Source organism: Actinomadura darangshiensis, from assembly GCF_004349235.1.
GTDB lineage: Bacteria > Actinomycetota > Actinomycetes > Streptosporangiales > Streptosporangiaceae > Spirillospora > Spirillospora darangshiensis.
The window spans coordinates 16757-34778 of record NZ_SMKY01000018.1 but is presented as its reverse complement, the minus strand read 5'-3'; the positions used below and the strand labels follow the sequence as shown (position 1 = coordinate 34778).

General features: G+C 71.5%; 13 protein-coding genes, 1 tRNA gene and 1 riboswitch. Of the genes, 10 read left to right on the top strand and 4 right to left on the bottom strand.

The genetic code is table 11. The annotated features are described in order from the left end of the window. The first annotated feature begins 215 nt into the window (after positions 1-215). Complete coding sequence (locus E1293_RS06575; RefSeq protein WP_207938701.1) at positions 216-899, top strand: response regulator transcription factor; 684 nt, start codon at positions 216-218, stop codon at positions 897-899. After that, the gene (locus tag E1293_RS06570; protein ID WP_132194886.1) at positions 896-2344 is read left to right on the top strand and encodes a HAMP domain-containing sensor histidine kinase; all 1449 of its coding nucleotides are present in this window, start codon (positions 896-898) and stop codon (positions 2342-2344) included. Before E1293_RS06575 ends, E1293_RS06570 begins: the two co-directional genes overlap by 4 nt. A 205-nt stretch (positions 2345-2549) precedes the next feature. On the opposite strand, the gene E1293_RS06565 is transcribed toward E1293_RS06570, so the two are convergent. The 3 genes from E1293_RS06565 to E1293_RS49280 all read right to left on the bottom strand — a co-directional run bounded on the left by E1293_RS06565 (position 2550) and on the right by E1293_RS49280 (position 5693). Further along, positions 2550-4628 carry an MMPL family transporter gene (locus E1293_RS06565; protein ID WP_243716061.1) on the bottom strand — a complete coding sequence of 693 codons (2079 nt, stop codon included), beginning with the start codon at positions 4626-4628 and terminating at the stop codon, positions 2550-2552. 157 nt (positions 4629-4785) lie between these two features. Further along, on the bottom strand, positions 4786-4947 hold the full coding sequence (locus E1293_RS50660; protein ID WP_424923603.1) for an aromatic-ring hydroxylase C-terminal domain-containing protein: 162 nt from the start codon (positions 4945-4947) through the stop codon (positions 4786-4788). A 254-nt stretch (positions 4948-5201) separates the two neighbouring features. Further along, the gene (locus tag E1293_RS49280; protein ID WP_243716057.1) at positions 5202-5693 is read right to left on the bottom strand and encodes a DUF6879 family protein; all 492 of its coding nucleotides are present in this window, start codon (positions 5691-5693) and stop codon (positions 5202-5204) included. Positions 5694-6781: 1088 nt separating this feature from the next. Between E1293_RS49280 and E1293_RS06550 the strand changes: the two genes are divergently transcribed. Further along, entirely contained in the window at positions 6782-7096 is a 315-nt protein-coding gene (locus tag E1293_RS06550; RefSeq protein ID WP_207938699.1) for a tyrosine-type recombinase/integrase, read from the top strand. Between the two features lie 70 nt (positions 7097-7166). On the opposite strand, the gene E1293_RS06545 is transcribed toward E1293_RS06550, so the two are convergent. Next, positions 7167-7240, bottom strand: a tRNA-Pro gene (locus tag E1293_RS06545). 355 nt (positions 7241-7595) lie between these two features. Between E1293_RS06545 and E1293_RS47300 the strand changes: the two genes are divergently transcribed. The 7 genes from E1293_RS47300 (at position 7596) to E1293_RS06510 (ending at position 18010) form a co-directional block, all read left to right on the top strand. Further along, positions 7596-8222: a hypothetical protein gene (locus tag E1293_RS47300; RefSeq protein ID WP_165978106.1), complete on the top strand. Its 627-nt coding sequence runs from the start codon at positions 7596-7598 to the stop codon at positions 8220-8222. 166 nt (positions 8223-8388) lie between these two features. After that, the gene (locus E1293_RS06535; protein ID WP_132194880.1) at positions 8389-10281 is read left to right on the top strand and encodes a PP2C family protein-serine/threonine phosphatase; all 1893 of its coding nucleotides are present in this window, start codon (positions 8389-8391) and stop codon (positions 10279-10281) included. Positions 10282-10756: 475 nt separating this feature from the next. Further along, positions 10757-10910: riboswitch (cyclic di-AMP (ydaO/yuaA leader) on the top strand. Positions 10911-10921: 11 nt separating this feature from the next. After that, positions 10922-11695: a CHAP domain-containing protein gene (locus E1293_RS06530; protein ID WP_243716055.1), complete on the top strand. Its 774-nt coding sequence runs from the start codon at positions 10922-10924 to the stop codon at positions 11693-11695. A gap of 159 nt (positions 11696-11854) precedes the next feature. Then, positions 11855-14770, top strand: coding sequence for a bifunctional glycosyltransferase/CDP-glycerol:glycerophosphate glycerophosphotransferase (locus E1293_RS06525; RefSeq protein WP_132194876.1), 2916 nt, complete (start codon positions 11855-11857; stop codon positions 14768-14770). Next, complete coding sequence (locus E1293_RS06520) at positions 14754-16028, top strand: glycosyltransferase (RefSeq protein WP_132194874.1); 1275 nt, start codon at positions 14754-14756, stop codon at positions 16026-16028. Before E1293_RS06525 ends, E1293_RS06520 begins: the two co-directional genes overlap by 17 nt. A 24-nt stretch (positions 16029-16052) precedes the next feature. Further along, positions 16053-17234: an acyl-CoA dehydrogenase family protein gene (locus E1293_RS06515; RefSeq protein WP_132194872.1), complete on the top strand. Its 1182-nt coding sequence runs from the start codon at positions 16053-16055 to the stop codon at positions 17232-17234. Then, entirely contained in the window at positions 17231-18010 is a 780-nt protein-coding gene (locus tag E1293_RS06510) for an SDR family oxidoreductase (RefSeq protein ID WP_132194870.1), read from the top strand. Before E1293_RS06515 ends, E1293_RS06510 begins: the two co-directional genes overlap by 4 nt. Positions 18011-18022 lie beyond the last annotated feature (12 nt).

Sequence of the window (18022 nt, the reverse complement as noted above, 5' to 3'; positions counted from 1 at the left end):
TGGCCCTCGCCCCAGGCCTCGGGTACACCGACCCAGACAAGGCCGCCAACGCCGTTGCCCACTGGGCCTTCCATGTCTTCCAGGTCCACGACGGGCTACGCCGTCCCGAGCAAGAGAACGACTTCTGAAACAGGCCCTAATCCTGGTCTCAGGTTGATCGGGGACAATGAGCGGCAAAAGCATCGACTGGAAGGGGGCGGGCCGGCGTGCGGATCATGATCGCGGATGATGAGAGGGCCATCCGTGAGTCGCTGGAGCGGGTGCTCCAGGTCGAGGGTTACGACACCAGCACCGTCGCCAACGGTCTCGCCGTGCTCGACGGGGTCGGTGGGGCCGGCGGTGACACGCTGGATCTGCTGATCCTCGACGTGATGATGCCCCGCGTCGGCGGGTTGGAGACCTGCCGGCGGTTGCGGGCCGCGGGCCGGGATCTGCCGGTGCTGATGCTGACCGCCCGTGACCAGGTCTCCGACCGGGTCGCGGGGCTGGACGCGGGCGCCGACGACTACCTGCCCAAGCCGTTCGCCACCGAGGAGTTGCTGGCCCGGGTGCGGGCCCTGCTGCGCCGGCGCACGCCGCCCGACGGGGAGTCGCAGATCCTGTCGTTCGCCGACGTCCGGCTCGATCCCGACAGGTTCGAGGCGTGGCGGGGCGGGCGGCCGCTGCGCCTGACCCGGACCGAGTTCTCCCTCCTGCAGGTCCTCGTGCGCAACGCCACCCGGGTCTTGACCCGCGACGCGCTGTTCGAGGCGGTCTGGGGCTTCGACATGAGCGCCACTGCCAACAACCTTCAGGTATACGTGAGCTACCTGCGCCGCAAGATGGAGGCCGAGGGTGAGCCGCGATTGATCTACACGCTGCGCGGCCTGGGATACACGTTGCGGGAGACTCCTCCGTGAGCAGGTCCGCCGGCCGGGAACCGCGCCGGCTGACCCGATGGTGGCGCCGGCGGTCCCTGCGTACCAGGCTGACGGTGATCGCGGCGACGGCCATCGCGGTCAGCGTGTTCGTGGCCTTCCAGGTGGGCATCGAGCTACTGAACTGGGAGCTGCAGGACACCGCCGAGAATCAGCTACGCGCCGACTCCCGCGTCCTGGCGCCGGACGCGGAGCGCGCCGGTCTGGCGCAGGTCCAGCTACCGCCGTATCCCGGATCCGGTCGGCTGGTGCGGGTCATCCTGCCCGACGGCTCGACCCGGACGCCGGCCGGCCAACCCGCGCTGCCCCCGGTCAGCGAGCACGCCGGGCGCGTGGCGCAGGGCGCGTCGGCCGATCTGATGGAGTCGAACGACAGCGACGGCTACTTCATCTACACGCTGCGGGCGGGCGACGGCGCCGTCCAGGTGGCCCGCGTCGCCGACGACGACAGCCCGATCACCCGGTTCGGGTTGGGCATGCTGCTGATCGGGCTGCTCTGCGTAGTCGGCGGCGCCCTTGTCGGGCGGGCCGTGGCGCGGACCGGGCTGGCACCGATCGACCGGCTGACCGCCGCCGCGGTACGTGTCGCGCACACCCGGGATCTCGACGCCGGCATCCCGGACGAGGGCGGTGGGGAGATCCGGCGGCTGATCCAGTCGATCAACGACATGCTCGCCGCGCTACGGGACTCCCGGCGGGCCCAGCGGCTGCTCGCCGAGGACGCCGCCCACGAGCTCAAGACCCCGCTCACCAGCCTGCGCCTCAACGTCGAGCTGCTGATCCGGCTCGATCGGCGCGGCACCCTGGACAGCGCACTACCGGCGGAGAGCCGGACCCGGCTGCTCAACGATCTCGGCGCCCAGGTGACCGAGTTGAGCACCCTTGCCGCCGAGCTGACCGACCTGGCGCGCGGCGACGTCAGCGACGAGAGCACCGAGCTGCTCGACCTCGCCGACGTGGTGGTGGCCGCCGCGACCCGGGCGCGTTCCCGCGTGCCCGACATCGAGGTCGCGCTCGACGTGACCTCCGTGTGGGTGAGCGGGCGTCCCGCCGCGCTCCAGCGGGCGGTGCTCAACCTCATCGACAACGCCGGCAAGTGGTCCCCCGCGGACCAGCCGGTCCAGATCCGGCTCCGTGCCGAGGGCGCGTCGGCGGTGCTCGAGGTCGACGACGCCGGGCCGGGCATCGACGCCGCCGACGTACCGCGGGTCTTCGATCGGTTCTACCGTGCCGACAGCGCCCGGGCGTTGCCGGGATCCGGTCTGGGGCTGTCGATCGTGCAGCGGGTCGTCGACGCCCACGGCGGCCGGGCCACCGTCGCCCGCTCCGCACGCGGTGGCGCGCTGCTTCGGGTCGACCTTCCGGCCGCGGCCCCGCCCGCCCCGATCGCGCGGCTCACCGCCGGGGACGACACCGCACCGCGGTGACCCGCCCCGGCGGCGCGGCGTAGGACAAGGGACGGCGGCCCTCGGGCACGGCCCCGCGCGGCTCACCGTCGGGCACGACACCGCGGTGCGCCGACCCCAACCCCGGCCGCACGGCGCAGGACCGAAGGGCGGCGGCCGTCGGGCCCATGAAAAGATCCGGGACAGGGCTGGGTCCCCATCCCGGATCTCGTCCGTGCCGCCGCGCTCACCGTTGCAGCGTGGGCTCCTCGTCGTCGGCGAGCGACTGTTGACCGTCCGGCAGCTCCGCCGCTGGACGGGACAGCCGGCTCGGCCACCAGATCCGCCGGCCGATCAGCAGGGTGAGGGCGGGCACCAGGACCGACCGCACCAGCAGGGCGTCGAGCAGCACGCCGAAGGCGACCAGGAACCCGACCTCGATCAGCATCACCAGCGGAAGTGTGGCGAGGACCGCGAACGTGGCCGCCAGGACCAGGCCTGCCGAGGTGATGACGCCACCGGTGGCGGAGAGGGCTTTGAGCATGCCCTCCCTGGTGCCGAGACGCACGGTCTCCTCCCGGGCCCGGCTGGTCAGGAAGATGTTGTAGTCGACGCCGAGCGCCACCAGGAACAGGAATGCCAGCAGCGGCACCGAATAGTCGACGCCCTTGAACCCGAGGATCGTGTCGAAGACGAACACGCTGCCGCCGAAGGCTGCGGCGAATGAGACGATCACGGTGGTCATCAGGACCAGCGGGGCCACGATCGCGCGCAGCAGCAGCCCGAGGACGATCAGGACGACGGCGAGCACCAGCGGGATCACCAGCTTCTCGTCGCGGCTGGTGGTCACCTCGGTGTCGAGGTTCTCCGCACTCGGCCCGCCGACGATCGCCTCCGCCCCGCTCACCGCGTGCACGGCGGTGCGCACCCGCTTGATCGTGTCGTACTCTGCGGCGGTTTCCGGCGCGTCCGTCGGGAACACGGAGATGCTGGCCCAGCCGCCGCTGGTCTCCTCCGGGATGGCCAGGGCCACACCGCGAGTGTCCTTGACGATGTCGAGCACCCGCTCCTGGTGCGCCGGCCGCGTGAAGATCGTCATCGGCTGGCCGCCGAGCTCCGGGAAGTGCTGGCGGAGAACGGTGAACCCGGTGACCGACTCCGGCGCGGACAGGAACTGGTCCTGCTCCCGCAGGGCGCCGGTGTTGCCCGCCAGCCCGATGGCGAGCATGCCCAGGATTCCGAGCGAGCCGAGCGTCGCCACCCACCGGCGGCGGTTGATGGCGGCGCCAAGCCGTCCCCACAGCCCCGGCTTCTCCTCCACAGCCGTGCTGAACCGCGGGATGGCCGGCCAGAAGATCCGCCTGCCGAGCACCACGAGCACCGCCGGGAACAGCGTCAGCATGGCCACCAGCGCGCACAGGATGCCGGCCGCACCGATCGGCCCCAACCCGCTGGTGCTGTTCAGGTCCGCGACGAGCAGGCAGAGCAGGCCGGCGACCACGGTGGCCGCGGACGCGACGATGGCCGGCGCCGCGCCGCGTAGCGCGCGGACCATCGCGACCCGGACGTTCTCGTGGTGGTGCAGTGCCTCCCGATATCGAGCGATGAGCAACAGCGCGTAGTCCGTGCCGACGCCGAATACCAGGATCGTCAGCAGCGCCGAGTTCTGGTCGTTGACCACGATGCCGAAGCCCTTGACGAGCAGGTAAACGGTCGCCATCGCGGTCAGTGCGGCCGCGCCCACGGCCACGAGCGGGATGAACCACAACACCGGGCTGCGGTAGGTGAGGATGAGCAGGAGCGTGACGACGAGGACGGTGGTGAGCAAGACCTGCAAGTCGATGCCGTCGAAGACGGCGTCCATGTCGCCGTCGACCGCGGCCGGGCCGGTCACGTCGAGTTCCAGGCCGGCGGGGCGGTCCTTCGCGGCGTCACGCAACGGGCCGACGATGGCCTCCGGTGCGCCGTAGGTCGTGCTCACCGGGAGGGTGAACATCATCGCCTTGCCGTCGGTGGCGGATCTCGTCGGTGGGCCCTCGTCCTCGCCGCCGGCCGGGGCCGCTACCTTCGGCGGGTACCGCTTGGCAAGGGTGTTGTAGTGGCGCTCGACCGTCGCGCGGTCGGCGTCGGTCATGCCGCTGGCGCGGTGGTACACGAAGACGAACGTGTTGTCGTCCCCGGCGGGGAGCCGGTCCTCCAGCACAGCCACCTTGGTGGACTCGGCACTGGCCGGCAGGGTGTCCGCGGCGCTGTCGGTGGTGACCGAGCTCAACTTTCCGCTCAGCGGCACCATGAACGCCGCCAGCCCCACCCACAAGCCAATCACCAACCACGGCACCCACCGACCGGCCAACCGACCGGCCGGCGCTTCCCCGGACGGCGCTGCGTCGACTGCCATCACTGGCCTCCTACATACGGATTACATCGCGTATCTGATGCCTGCTTCCTACCGAGCGAACCTGAGACGACGGTTAATACGGCGCTCAGGCCGGTTGGCCGAACCAGGTGCCCAGCGCACGCACCAGCGTGGTGACGTCGAGGTCCTGCCCGGTAGGCAAGGCCCAGGCGACACAGCCGTCGGGCAGGATGAGTGCACCGCACTCGAACCTGGCGTGTGCCGCGCAGATGCTTGGACACCACAGCACCAGGACTTAACCGAGCGGGAGTCGTCCGGGCTGGGTGCACCGGTCGTGGCGGTTATCGCACAGTTCGGGGGCTCCGCGGCGTCGGAGTGCTCCGTGAACGGCAGCACCGACGGCAAGGGGGATGCCGCCGGGGTGGCGCAAGGGCTCTTGAATCCTCGCTCGTGAGGCCAGGCCATCCATCGCCCGTGGAAGGAAAGACGGGTGGCTCGGCGGGGGTGTATCCCCAGGCCTAGGAGTCCCAGGCCCGTCCTCTGTCAGTCGCGGCTCGGGAACTCGTATTGCTCGTGCGGGATCGCGCGCTCCCACACCCGCTCGAACGCGGCCAGGCAACGCACGTCCTCACCCGCCGCGACGTTCTGCGAGGTGAGCATGTGCTCCCATCGGATGTAGTCCGACAGCGGCTCGGACACCACGCGGGCGCGGCGGATCGTTACACCTCGTTCGACCGCGTCCTGGACGATCTTCCGCCAATTCGTCATCTCGTACGAGCCCGAGCCGCCCGACACGAAATCCTGAAAGGCCGGGTGCGAAGGGTCGTAGGTATCGCGCATCTCCAGATGCAGCGCGGTGTGCTTGGCGACCTGGAGGACCTCTGTGCTGTCCGCCGGGCCGTGCCCGAGACGTCCGGCCTCGTAAGTGCCGGCCGCGGCCTCCTGGACATGCTCGGCCGACGCCGGCCGGACGGCCCGTTCGATCTTCGAGATGTTCGTCGAGTCCCGCCACCCAGCCCTGCGCGCGAACTCCACACCGGAAAAATCCCCGCAGCCGTCCGGAGTTCGCGAAGCTGATCGGCCAGCCGCCGCCGGGCGGCCTGCGCACTGGAGGAGACGACGAAGGCATCATCCCCATCCAAGCGCAGCCGCACTGGCCACCTGCAACTCAACAAGGACGTTCGCTCTGGCCAAGGGGCAGATTTCAGAGACTCCACTGCGCGGGCTGTCATCGGTCGGTATCGTTCCGTCTCGGCAAGCCACGCCTGCCGGTCTGAGTACTGAGCGCCTACGCCGCTGGTGCGCCGACGACGAAGCGTCCATGGACGACGCGTGGTTCCCGGTTTCATGCCGTCCAGCGGTGTGCGTAGGACCTCGCCGGAGGACGTCATACCCGCCGACCCTCATCGTCGCCCTTCCCGTAACCTGCAGCGCCGCATTCGTCGCCGCCAGGCCGCCACCGGCGAGGCCTACATGACCGTGGCCGCTGCCGTGCAGGCCGAATGGGAACGAGGCCAGCGATATCTATCCGACCCGTCCGTGCCCGCCGATGTGGCCGCCGCCGTGCGGCGAGTCGGATTCATACCCCTCGAACCCCTGAACCTGTCAGTTCACTGGGCATGGTGGTGCCGCTGCCAGTGGTGCGACCGGGTCGTCGAGGTGACCCCACGGGGCCATGGCTATCATGGGCCGGGACGCTGCCCGTACATCGTTCACGGCAGCATGCACGCAGACGGGCGCTGCATGCTGCCGCCACACGACCCGGTGATCTTGGAGGACGGGATCAGCGAGCAGGAGCTCCAGCACCTCCGGCCGCTGATTTCGCAGCGTTCACACAGAGTCCTCCCTCGCCCGACCCGTCCACTAGCGCAGACGGGATGTGACGATGCGGAACAGGGCGGCGTTGGCCTGACGGTCGCGGCCGCGGTTGAGCCGGCGGCGACGACCAGCGCACTAGCAGCTACCTGCAACGACGCATCGCCGAGGGGAAGACCAAACGGGAAATCGTCCGCTGCCTCAAGCGCTACAACGCCCGCGAGATCTTCAACCTGATCCGTCCCACGCGAGAACCACGAAACGTGGTGTTCGCGGCTTGACACCTATAGGGGCATCGGGCTTATGCGATGGGCTCAAGGGGCGGACGGGCTGGCGGAGCCGGTCGGCCGGTCCGTCGCAGCTTTGCCTACCGGAGCCAGCGCGCCGGCGTTCGTCCTATCCGGGTGCACGACACGCGGCACACCTGCGGTCGACTCCTGGCTGCGCTGGACGTCCACCCTCGGACGGCGATGCAGATCCTCCGGCACAGCCAGATCAGCATCACCATGGAGGTCTACACGGAGGTGCCAACCGAGATCACCAGGGAGGCCCTGAGGCGTCTGGGGGACAGCCTCACTGGCGCCGACGGGGACCAGCCGGGGACCAACGACCAGGACGCCTAGCTGTACTTTGCTGCTGTACACACGGGAAAAGGCCGGGTCCGCTCGATCGGATCCGGCCTTTGACCTGCTGTCGGGACGGCGGGATTTGAACCCACGACCCCTTGACCCCCAGTCAAGTGCGCTGCCAAACTGCGCTACGTCCCGGTGCCCGTTGGAGCGGGCGTGATTACTGTAGCGCAGTCTGCGGGGTCGTGCGTAACGAGATACGGGGCCTGTGGATCTCTGGTAGGCAGGCCGGATGGTGTCTTTGCGGGTGGTGCCGGCCGGGGTCGCGTGCCTGGTGCTGCTGTGCGGGTGCGGGGGAGGGTCTCGGCCGGTGAGCGGGAGTCCTGAGCCGACGAGGACGCGGTCCGGGTCGAAGGCGCCGGCGCCCTCGGTGTCCAAAGCGCCGGTCGTGCGGGTGCCGGCGGGGGTACGGGCTTCGTATGTCGTGTTCGATCGGGCCGCCGGGCGGGTTGTGTTGGAGCGGCAGGCGAGCCGGACCTATCGGTCGGCGTCGGTGGTGAAGATCCTTATCGCCCTGGACTACATGGATCGGCACCGGGTCTCGGCGGCGGACCGGAAGCTGCTCGTGCCGATGCTGCGGTCCAGTGATGACGGGGCGGCCACCGAGTTCTGGCGGCGCGGTGGGCAGAAGGCGATCATCGAGCGGATGGTCCGGAGGGTCGGGTTGCGGGACACGGCGGCGCCGCCGGCGGAGAAGCCCGGGTTCTGGGGGTACACGGCTCTCAGCGCGCGGGATGTGGTCGCGATGTACCGGTATCTGCTGGACGAGGCGCCGAAGGCTCAGCGGGAGTTCGTGCTGGAGCAGTTGCGGCACTCGACGCCGTGCGGGACGGACGGGTTCGACCAGACGTTCGGGATACCGGGGGCGCTGAAGCGGCCGTGGGCCGTGAAGCAGGGGTGGTCCGGGTTCGGGGAGACTCCGGCGGAGCCGTGCCGGAAGGGTGCGCAGGGGGTGGCCTGGCGGCCGGATCTCGGGCTGGGGCGGCCGGTGCTGCATACGACGGGGATCGTGGGGGACGAGATCGTGGTGGTGCTGACGCTGCATCCGGCGGGCTCGTCGTTCCGGACGGCGGCGGCGAGGATCACGAAGCTGACCGGGCAGGTGTACCGCGCGGCGTGACCAGGTTTCGCCCCCGGGACGGTCACCGGAACCCGTTGAGTTCGGGCGGGGAGGGAAAACCCGGGCAAAGATCTGCGCTGTTTACCGGGTTTTGGGCGAATCGTCCGTAGGAGACGTATGTAGCTTTTTTCTCCCAGGGGCATGTGTCGCCGAACGGGGGACAGGGTTGGCGGAACCGGAGGGCACCCAGCCCGGGGTGCACGTTGCGGACCTGGAGGACCTGCGGGGCGCCGCGCACGATCGCGCGGTCCTCGCCGAGGCGCGCGTGGTGCTGGCCAGGCGGCTCGGCGTCCCACCGGGGGAGGCGCTGCAGCATCTGATCTGGCTGGCGCGCGATCTCGACATCGAGCTGGCCGAGGCTGCGTCCCTGCTGGTCAAGGACGGTGGCGGCGGGCCGGTCGGGGCCGTGATCGCCGATCGGCGGGCGCCGCGCGCCGAGGGCGAGGCGGCGGAGCGGCGGTCCGTCCTGTCGGACGCCGAGGACGTGCTGCGCCGGGTGACGGCCGAGGACACCGCGGGGGACGAGCAGATCCTCGCGGGGGTGCCCGATGACCCGGCGGCGAAGGCGGTGCTGCACGGGGCGCTGGACTCCGCCGCCCATCTCGTCCCGGTGCGGGCGGCGGACGGGAACGTGGCGGACTTCCTGTTCGCCGATCTCAACGGCGTCGCCAAGGACATGTTCGGGCGCGGCCGGGAGGAGCTCACCGGGCTCCGGCTGCTGCGGACCGATCCGGGGGCGGTGCTCAGCGGGCTCTTCGACGACTACGTCGAGGTGCTGGAGTCCGGGACGCGTTTGGAACGTTCCTCGTTCCTTTACTCGACGGCCCAGCGCGGCCTGTCCCGGTCGTCGCGGATGAGCGTGCGCTGCGTCGCGGTGCCGACCGGCGTCTGCGTGAGCTGGCGGTACCACTTCGCCGAGGACCGGGTCACGCGGCGGCTGGAGCGGGTCGAGCGGCTCGCCCTGATCGGCTTCGGGGAGTGGGACCTCGCCACCGGGGAGGCCGAATGGACGCCGCAGATGCTGGCCAACTACGGGCTCGCCCCCGACGAGGTGCCGCCCATGCCGCACGACCTGCCCAAGGTGGTGGCCGACGACGACCTCCCGCTGGTCGAGGAGGCCGTCCAGACGATGTTCTCGCGCCGCGAGCCGGTGGAGGCCGAGCACCGCGTGATCGGCCAGGACGGGGCGCCGCGCCACCTGTGGGTGTTCGCCGAGCCGGTGCTCGGCGAGTCCGGGCTGCCGGTCTCGATCAACATCGTCTCGCAGGACATCACCCGGCGCCGCGGGGTGGAGCGGGCGCTGGCCGAGACGCGCCGGCAGATGCTGCGCCAGCAGGCGCGGACGGCGCAGGAGCGGCGCGTGGCGGTGACGCTGCGCCGCGCGATCCTGCCCGACGAGGACCAGGTGGAGCAGCTGCCGGGCCTGGTCACCGGGCTGCGCAGCCTGGCGGCGGAGAGCACGGCCCGGATCGGCGGGGACTGGTTCGCGACACGCACGCTGGAGGACGGCCGGGGGATGTTCGCGATCGGGGACGCGGCCGGGCACGGGCTGCCGGCGGCGGCGGCCATGGCGCGGACCCGGAACGGGCTGCTCGGACTCGCCTGCACGGGGGAGCCGGCGGGACGGCTGGTGGGCTGGTTGAACGAGCTGGTCGGGACCATGGACCCGCCCGCCACGGGCACCGCCGTCGTCGGCCACTTCGACGCGTCCGGGCGCGTCCTGAAGTGGACGTGCGCGGGCCATCCGCCGCCGATCCTGGTCCGGGACGGGCGGGCGGCGCCGCTGGAGGTGGTCCGCGACCCGATGCTCGGCGCCATGCCGGGCTGGGACTACACGACGATCACCACCGAGCTCCAGTCGGGCGACATGCTCTTCCTGTACACCGACGGCCTGGTGGAGCGCAGGGACGCCGACCTGGACGAGCGGATCGTCCGCCTCACCGGCATCCTCCAGGACAGCGCCGTGCGCCCCGACCTGGTGCTGGACGAGGTGCTGGCGCGGATGGAGCACGACCGGGCGGCGGACGACACCACGCTCTTCGCTCTCTACGTGGAGTGACGTCCACCGCCCGCGGGTGATGGACGCCACGCTTGACCTGCGGTGATCGCGCTGTGTGACTTGGGCCGCGCACGCGGGCCGCGGGAAGGTGGCCGGCGGGCACCCTCCGTGGCCTTCTTTACCCTTTCCGCGCACGCCGGTAAGTCCTGCGCGCAAAGGGCTGAGGGGTAGTTCGGCAAAGATCCGGAAGACGCGGGGCCCGTGCGGTGTTGGTAGTCTCTTGGAAGGGCTTTGAGCAGGCAAGACGCAGTTTTGTGCCTGGTTTGCTTTTCTTGAGAAGGTTGGTACCTTCTATCCGAATCACGCAGCGCGCTTCCCTGCGCTGCCGCGCGGCGCGACCCATGCGTTGCGGCCGGCCGCCCCATGCGCGGCCGAGGATCGCGGAGCGGAGTCTGCACGCGATGCGCGCCACACGATGCGCGCCCCCTCATCAAGATCAGTCACTGAGATAGATCCGAAAAGTCTGCACCGCCCCCGCGGTGCGAGGCCGAGTCCGTCCGGTCGATCCGACCGGCGGAGCCGGGGACCCAGGTTCCAGGGGTGAATCGGCGCGCCCGAGAGTCGCGCCGTAGGGCTACTTCCATGCCCGAATCCGTCAGCTAACCCGGTAGGCGTCATGGAAGACAAGGAGATTCCCTGTATGACCGGTCGTTTCGATCGTCTTTCGCTCAACCGCTTCACGCCCGAGGACAAGGCCGTCGGCGTCGCCGTCAGCGCCGTCCTCGCCGGGACCGTCGGGCTCGCCGTCTTCAGCCCTCTCGCGGACGGCAGCGCCGCCGCCGAGACCCCTGCTCAGGCGTCCGTGGTCGCCGAGAAGGGCACCGCCGAGAAGGGCACCGTCTCGCACGGGTCCGCCAAGACCGCGAAGGTCTCCGCAGCCGTCCAGGCGGAGCGGCAGGGCTTCAAGGTCGCGCCGCACGCGGTCAAGCCCGACGAGGTCATCAAGCTGGCCGAGAAGCAGGTCGGCGTCCACGAGGGCAAGGGCGGCGAGACCAAGTACCACGACTGGTACATCTCGACCCCGCACGCCAAGCAGACCGCCGCGCGCGACGGCGGCTTCCCGGTCAAGGACTACCGGGGCGCCCAGTGGTGCAACATGTTCGTGTCGTGGCTCGGCGCCCAGACCGGCGTGAAGAACATGGGCTGGGACGCCTACACCGTCCAGCACGCCACCTGGTTCAAGGACACCGGCCGCTGGGGCCACGAGGCCAAGCCGGGCGCGGTCGTGTTCTTCGACTGGCAGGACGGCTCCGACGGCGGCATCAACGACATCGACCATGTCGGTCTCGTCGTCAAGGACAACGGCGACGGCACCGTCAACACGGTCGAGGGCAACACCGACAACTCGGTGAACCAGAAGGTCCGCCAGAAGTCTCAGATCGTGGGCTTCGGCTACCCCGACTACGCGAGCTGACCCAGCGCGCAGCCCAGAAGGCGTCCGGCCCTGCCGGGCGCCTTCTGGCGTTACAGGGGTAATGCTAAGCATTGACAGGCTTTGATCCCTCTTGGACCTCAGTGCGCCTTTCCTGGAAAGGAATCACTGGCACGCGGTAGTCGGCGAAGGAGGATGCCCGTGCGGGTGCGCCCGGATGTCAGCGTGGTGGTGATCGCCTACAACGACGCGCGGCGGCTGCCCAGGGCGGTCGCCTCCGCGCTGGGGCAGTCGCTGGGCGGCGTCGAGACGGTCATCGTGGACGATGCCAGCACCGACGGGACGGGCGAGGCGGCCGACCGGCTCGCCGCCGCCCACCCGGGACGGGTCCGGGCCGTCCACCTGCCGGCCAACTCCGGCGGCTGCGGCCGTCCCCGCAACACCGGGATCGAGGCGTCGGCCGGCCGGTACCTGATGTTCCTCGACAGCGACGACCTGCTGGACCGGCACGCCTGCCTGAACCTGCTCGCCGCCGCCGAGGACACCGGCGCCGACATGGTCTCCGGGCTCTGCGACCGGATCTTCCTCGACCTGCCCAGGGGCGCCAAGGGGCGCGTCCGCCCCTGGTATCCGTGGCTCTACCAGCACAGCGCCGTCTACGAGTCGCTGAGCGAGAACCCCGACCTCCTCTACGACACGCTGTCGACCAACAAGGCGTACCGGCGCGGGTTCCTGGAGGAGCACGGGCTCCGGTTCGTCGAGCGGCTGCACTACGAGGACCTGCTGTTCACCGCCGAGGCCTACCTCGCGGCGGGACGCACCGCGCTGATCCCGCACCGCGTCTACAACTGGCTGGTGCAGGAGCGGACGCCCGCGCCGTCGATCTCCAACCGGCGCGCCCAGCTGGCCAACTTCGCCGACCGGCTGGAGATCCACCGGCGCATCGACATGCTGTTCGCGCTGCGCGGCGCCTACGACCTGCGGCGGGCCAAGGACGTCAAGTTCGTCAACCACGACCTCGTGCTCTACCTGCGCGAGCTGCACGGCCGCGATCCGGGCTACCGGGCCCGGTTCCTCGACCTGGCCGCCGCGTATCTGGCCGAGTTCGACCCCAGGGTCTTCGAGCAGGCCAACCCGCTGCCGGCGATCGCCGCCTACCTGATCCGCGAGGGCGACCACGCGGGGGCGCTCGCCGCCGCCGAGTACGGCCCGGCCGTACGGCCCGAGCTGCGGGCCCGGCTGGTCGAGCGGGACGGACGGGTCTTCTGGGGCGCGGGCCGCCCGCGCGGCACGCTCGGCCGCCGCATCCTGGACGTCACCGGCTTCGGCTTCCACGTGCGCCCGCTCAAGGAGCTGCGGCCCGCGAACACGGTCACGCGGCTGGAGACGCGCGGCGACCGCGTCCTCATGGCCGGACACGTGCTGAACCCGCTGGACCGGATCCCGCCGGACGCCGACCTGGCCGGCGTCCTGGAGTTCCGCGACCGGCGCCGCCGCGCCCCGGTGGGACGCGTCCGCGCGTCCGTCCGGCACGAGGGCGACCGGCTCGCCTGGCGCGCCGAGTTCGACCCGTCCAGGCGGATCCGCCCGATCGGGTTCATCGATCCGGTCTGGGACGTCCGGCTGCGCGTGCGGGTCGACGGCGAGGAGATGGCGACCCGCCCCGGCGAGGGCAGCGGGTCGCCGTCGCTCGGCGGGGTGGTGCTGCCCGTCCGGCCGCGGCTGGGCCGGCTCGCCGCCGACCGGCTCCGCTCCTACGTCACCGCGGGCGGGCACCTGGCGTTCGCGCTGGAGACGGGGAGCCCGTGGGCGCGGCTCACCGGGGCCACCGCCCGCCGCGCCGCGGGGTCCGCCGCGGGGCGGCTGGCCTGGAGGCGCGCCAAGCGCCTGGACAAGACGGTCCGCCGGACGCTGACCGGCCGGAAGACCAAGGTCGCCGTGTTCAACCGGGTGCTGAGCCGGCTGCCCGTCCGGACCGGCCTCGCCGTCTTCGAGAGCCACCTCGGGCGCCACTACTCCGACAACCCCAAGTACATCTACCGGGAGCTCCGCAGGTCCGGCCGCCCCGTCACGGCCGTGTGGTCGTACGCGTCGTCGCCCAAGGGGTTCCCGGACGACGCGAGGCTCGTCCGGCGCGGGTCGTGGGCGTACTACCTGGCGCTCGCCCGGGCGCGGTACTGGGTCGACAACCAGGGCTTCCCGGACGGGCTGCGCAAGCGTCCCGAGACGACCTACATCCAGACCTGGCACGGATCGGCGTTCAAGCTGATGGGCCTCGACCAGCCGGGCCTCAAGTCCGGGCCGGCCGCCGACCGGTCGCGGCTGCGCCGGATGGTGGAGCGCTACGACTGCTTCCTCGTGCGGTCGGGCCATGACGTCGAGACCCTGTGCCAGGGCCTGGGCGTCTGCTCCGAGCTGCTCCCGGCCGGCTATCCGCGCAACGACCCCCTGGTCAACGGCGTGGACGGCGACGCGGAGCTGGCCGCCGAGGTCGAGGCCCTCCGCGACTCGCTCGGGCTGGACGACGGGCGCCGCGCCGTCCTGTACGCGCCCACGTTCGTCACCGGGCCGAAGGGGCGGCCGGTCAAGCTCCTCGAACCGCCCGTGGACCCGGAGCTGTTCGCGCGGGAACTGGGCGAGGAGTACGTCCTGCTCGTCCGGCCGCACTACCTGTGCCGCGCCAACGTGCCGCCCGGCGCCCGCGCGGTCATGCGGGACGTCGGCGCGGTCCCGGACGTCACCCCGCTGCTGCTGCTCGCGGACGCGCTCGTCACCGACCACTCCTCGATCATGTTCGACTTCGCGCTGCTGGACCGGCCGATCGTCCTGCACCTGCCGGAGGGCCGGGACCTGGCCGCCGGCTACTTCGATCTGGAGCGGCATGCGCCTGGGCCGATCACCCGCGGCGCGGACGAGCTCGTCGCCGCGCTCGCCGGTCTGGACGCGGCGGAGGCGGTGCACGCGGGGAGGCGCCGCGCCTTCGCCGCGCGCTTCGGCGAGCACGACCGCGGGACCGCCGCCCGGACGGTGGCGGACCGCTACTTCCCGGCCGCACGGCAGAACCGCAGGGGGAAACGCCCGAGCCGCAGAGGGGAACGCAATGGCCGCACCGCGTGACGTCTTCATCGTGTGCAACAACGCCGACGACATGGGCGGCCTCCAGCGCTGGGCGCACCACATGGCGCGGCTGCTGACCGGACGTGGCGACCGCGTCACCCTCGTCGGGATCACCCGCGGGCTCGAGCCCTACCATCACGGCCGCGACGGCTCCTACGCCGGCGAGGTGCTGCACGATGAGTGGCGTCCGCCCGTCCTCGCGTGGCGCCCGCGCAAGGCGCGGCAGCGCCTCAACATGGCGGCGCGGGGACGCGACCTGTGGCGGGCGTCCGCGCAGCGGCGCGGTGCGGCGCGCCTGTCGGAACTGTTCGCCGCCGCCGGGCCGGGGTCGGTCGTCATCGTGGCGCAGGTGTGGGCGATGGAGTGGGTGCGGCGGGCCGACACGTCCGGGCTCCGCGTGGTGGCCATGAGCCACGAGTCGTACCAGGCGACCCGCAGGTCGTCGCGGTTCCGGCGGGTCAAGGAGCACTACGCGGGCGCCGACCGCATGCTCGCGCTCACCGCGGAGGACGCCGACGCCTGGGCCAGGGCCGGCATGACCAACGTCGACCACATCCCGAACGCGCTGCACGTCACGCCCGGCGTCCATCCCACGCTCGACCTCCCGGTCGTCACCTGCGTCGGCCGCCTCTCTTACGAGAAGGGCATGGACCTCATGCTGGAGGCGTGGGAGCGGATCACCGGCCGGCACCCGGAGTGGCGGCTGCACATCTACGGCAGCGGCCCGGACGAAGAGGACCTGCGGGCGCGGGCGGCCGCCTCCGGGGCGTCCGGCTCCGTCGAGTTCCGGGGCGTGGTGTCCGACGTCGAGGAGGCGCTCGTCGAGGCATCGGTCTTCGCGCTGCCGTCGCGGGCCGAGGGCTTTCCCATGTCGGTGCTGGAGGCCATGGCGTACGGGCTGCCCACGGTCGCGTTCGACTGCGCGCCGGGCGTCCGGGCCCTGATCGGGGACGAGCGGGACGGCCTCCTGGCGCGGCCGGGCGACGTCGCCGCGTTCGCCGGAGCCCTGGACCGGCTCATCGAGAGCCCCGAGCTGCGCCGCGCGCTCGGCGCCGAGGCCCGCGCGTCGGTGCTGCGGTTCCACCCGGACGCCGTCCTCGCCCGCTGGGACCGGCTGTTCGACCTGCTCCACCGCGACCTGCCCGTGGCCGCACCCGATCCGGCGCCCGCTCCCGCGCCGGCCTCCGCACGGGCCCCGGCCGTGCCGCGCGTTCCGGCGGCGGAGGCGGAACCCGCCCTGGAGGGTGATTCTTTCTAACAACTGTTTGGTAGAGTTCGCGGCGTGAACCAGAACGAGTCCCCGGCGGACCGGGCCTTCCGGGCCGAGGTCCGCGACTGGCTCCAGCGCAACCTGTCGGGCGAGTTCGCGCACGCCCGCGGGCTCGGCGGGCCGGGCCGCGAGCACGAGGCGTTCGAGGAGCGGCTGGCCTGGGAGCGGCACATGGCCGCGGCCGGCTGGACGTGCGTCGGCTGGCCGGAGGAGCACGGCGGCCGCGGCGCCACCGTCGAGCAGCAGGTGATCTTCCACGAGGAGTACGCGCTCGCCGACGGGCCCGCCCGGGTCAACCACATCGGCGAGAACCTGCTCGGCCCGACGATCATCGCGTTCGGCACCGACGAGCAGCGCGCCCGCTTCCTGCCGCCGATCGTGGCGGTCGAGGAGCTGTGGTGCCAGGGGTACTCCGAACCGGACGCCGGCTCCGACCTCGCGAACGTCCAGACTTGCGCCGAGCTCGCCGGCGGCCACTGGCTGGTCAGCGGCCAGAAGGTGTGGACGTCCCTCGCGCTCGAAGCCGACTGGTGCTTCGCCGTCTGCCGCACCGAGCCCGGCTCGTCCCGGCACAAGGGCCTGTCGTACCTGCTGGTGCCGATGAAGCAGGACGGCGTGGACATCCGCCCGATCATCCAGCTCACCGGCACCTCGGAGTTCAACGAGGTCTTCTTCGACGGCGCCCGTACGGGCGCCGGGAACATCGTCGGCGCGCCCGGCGAGGGCTGGAAGATCGCGATGGCGACGCTCGGGTTCGAGCGCGGCGTCGCGACGCTCGGCCAGCAGGTCGGGTTCCGGCGCGAGTTCGAGAGCGTCGCCGATCTCGCGCGGCGCACCGGGGCGATCGGCGACCCGCTGCTGCGCGACCGGCTGACCAGGGCGTACATGGGGTTGGAGATCATGCGGCTGAACGCGGTCCGGACCATGGCGGGCGTCGCCGCGGGCGCCCCCGGGCCCGAGTCGTCGATCTCCAAGCTCGTCTGGGGCACCTGGCACCGCGAGCTGGGCGAGCTGGCCATGGACGTCCTCGGCGCCGCCGGCATGGTCGCCGACGGCGAACCCTACGACCTGAACGACTGGCAGCGGCTGTTCCTGTTCTCCCGCTCCGACACGATCTACGCCGGGTCGAACGAGATCCAGCGCAACATCATCGCCGAGCGCGTGCTCGGCCTCCCGAGAGAGGTTCGCGGATGACGCCGCCCCCCTACGTCCCCGGGCACGGGCTGCTCACCGGCCGCGCCGTCGTGATCACCGCGGCGGCCGGGGCCGGGATCGGCGGCGCCACCGCCCGCCGCTTCCTGGAGGAGGGCGCCCGCGTCCTGATCTCCGACGCGCACGAGCGGCGGCTCGCCGCGTCCGCGCAGGAGCTGGAGAAGGAGTTCGGCGCCGACCGCGTCGCCGCGCTGCCCTGCGACGTCACGTCCGAGGAGCAGGTGCAGGCCCTCTACGATCTCGCCGTGGAGCGCTTCGGGCGCATCGATGTCGCCGTCAACAACGCCGGGCTCGGCGGGACGGCCGACCTTGTCGACATGACCGACGAGCAGTGGGGGCGCGTCCTCGACATCACCCTCAACGGCACCATGCGCTGCACCCGCGCCGCCCTGCGGATCATGCGCGGCCAAGGCGCCGGCGCCATCGTCAACAACGCGTCGGTGATCGGCTGGCGGGCGCAGAAGGGGCAGTCGCACTACGCGGCCGCGAAGGCGGGCGTCATGGCGCTGACCCGCTGCTCCGCGCTGGAGGCGGCGGACCACGGCGTCCGGATCAACGCCGTCTCCCCGTCCCTCGCCATGCACCCGCACCTGGTCAAGGTGACGTCCGAGGACCTGCTGGACGAGCTGACGCGCCGGGAGGCGTTCGGCCGCTACGCCGAGCCGTGGGAGGTGGCCAACGTTATCGTCTTCCTGGCCAGCGACTACTCGTCGTACATGACCGGCGAGGTCGTCTCCGTCTCCTCCCAGCACGCATAGGAAGCCCCGCAT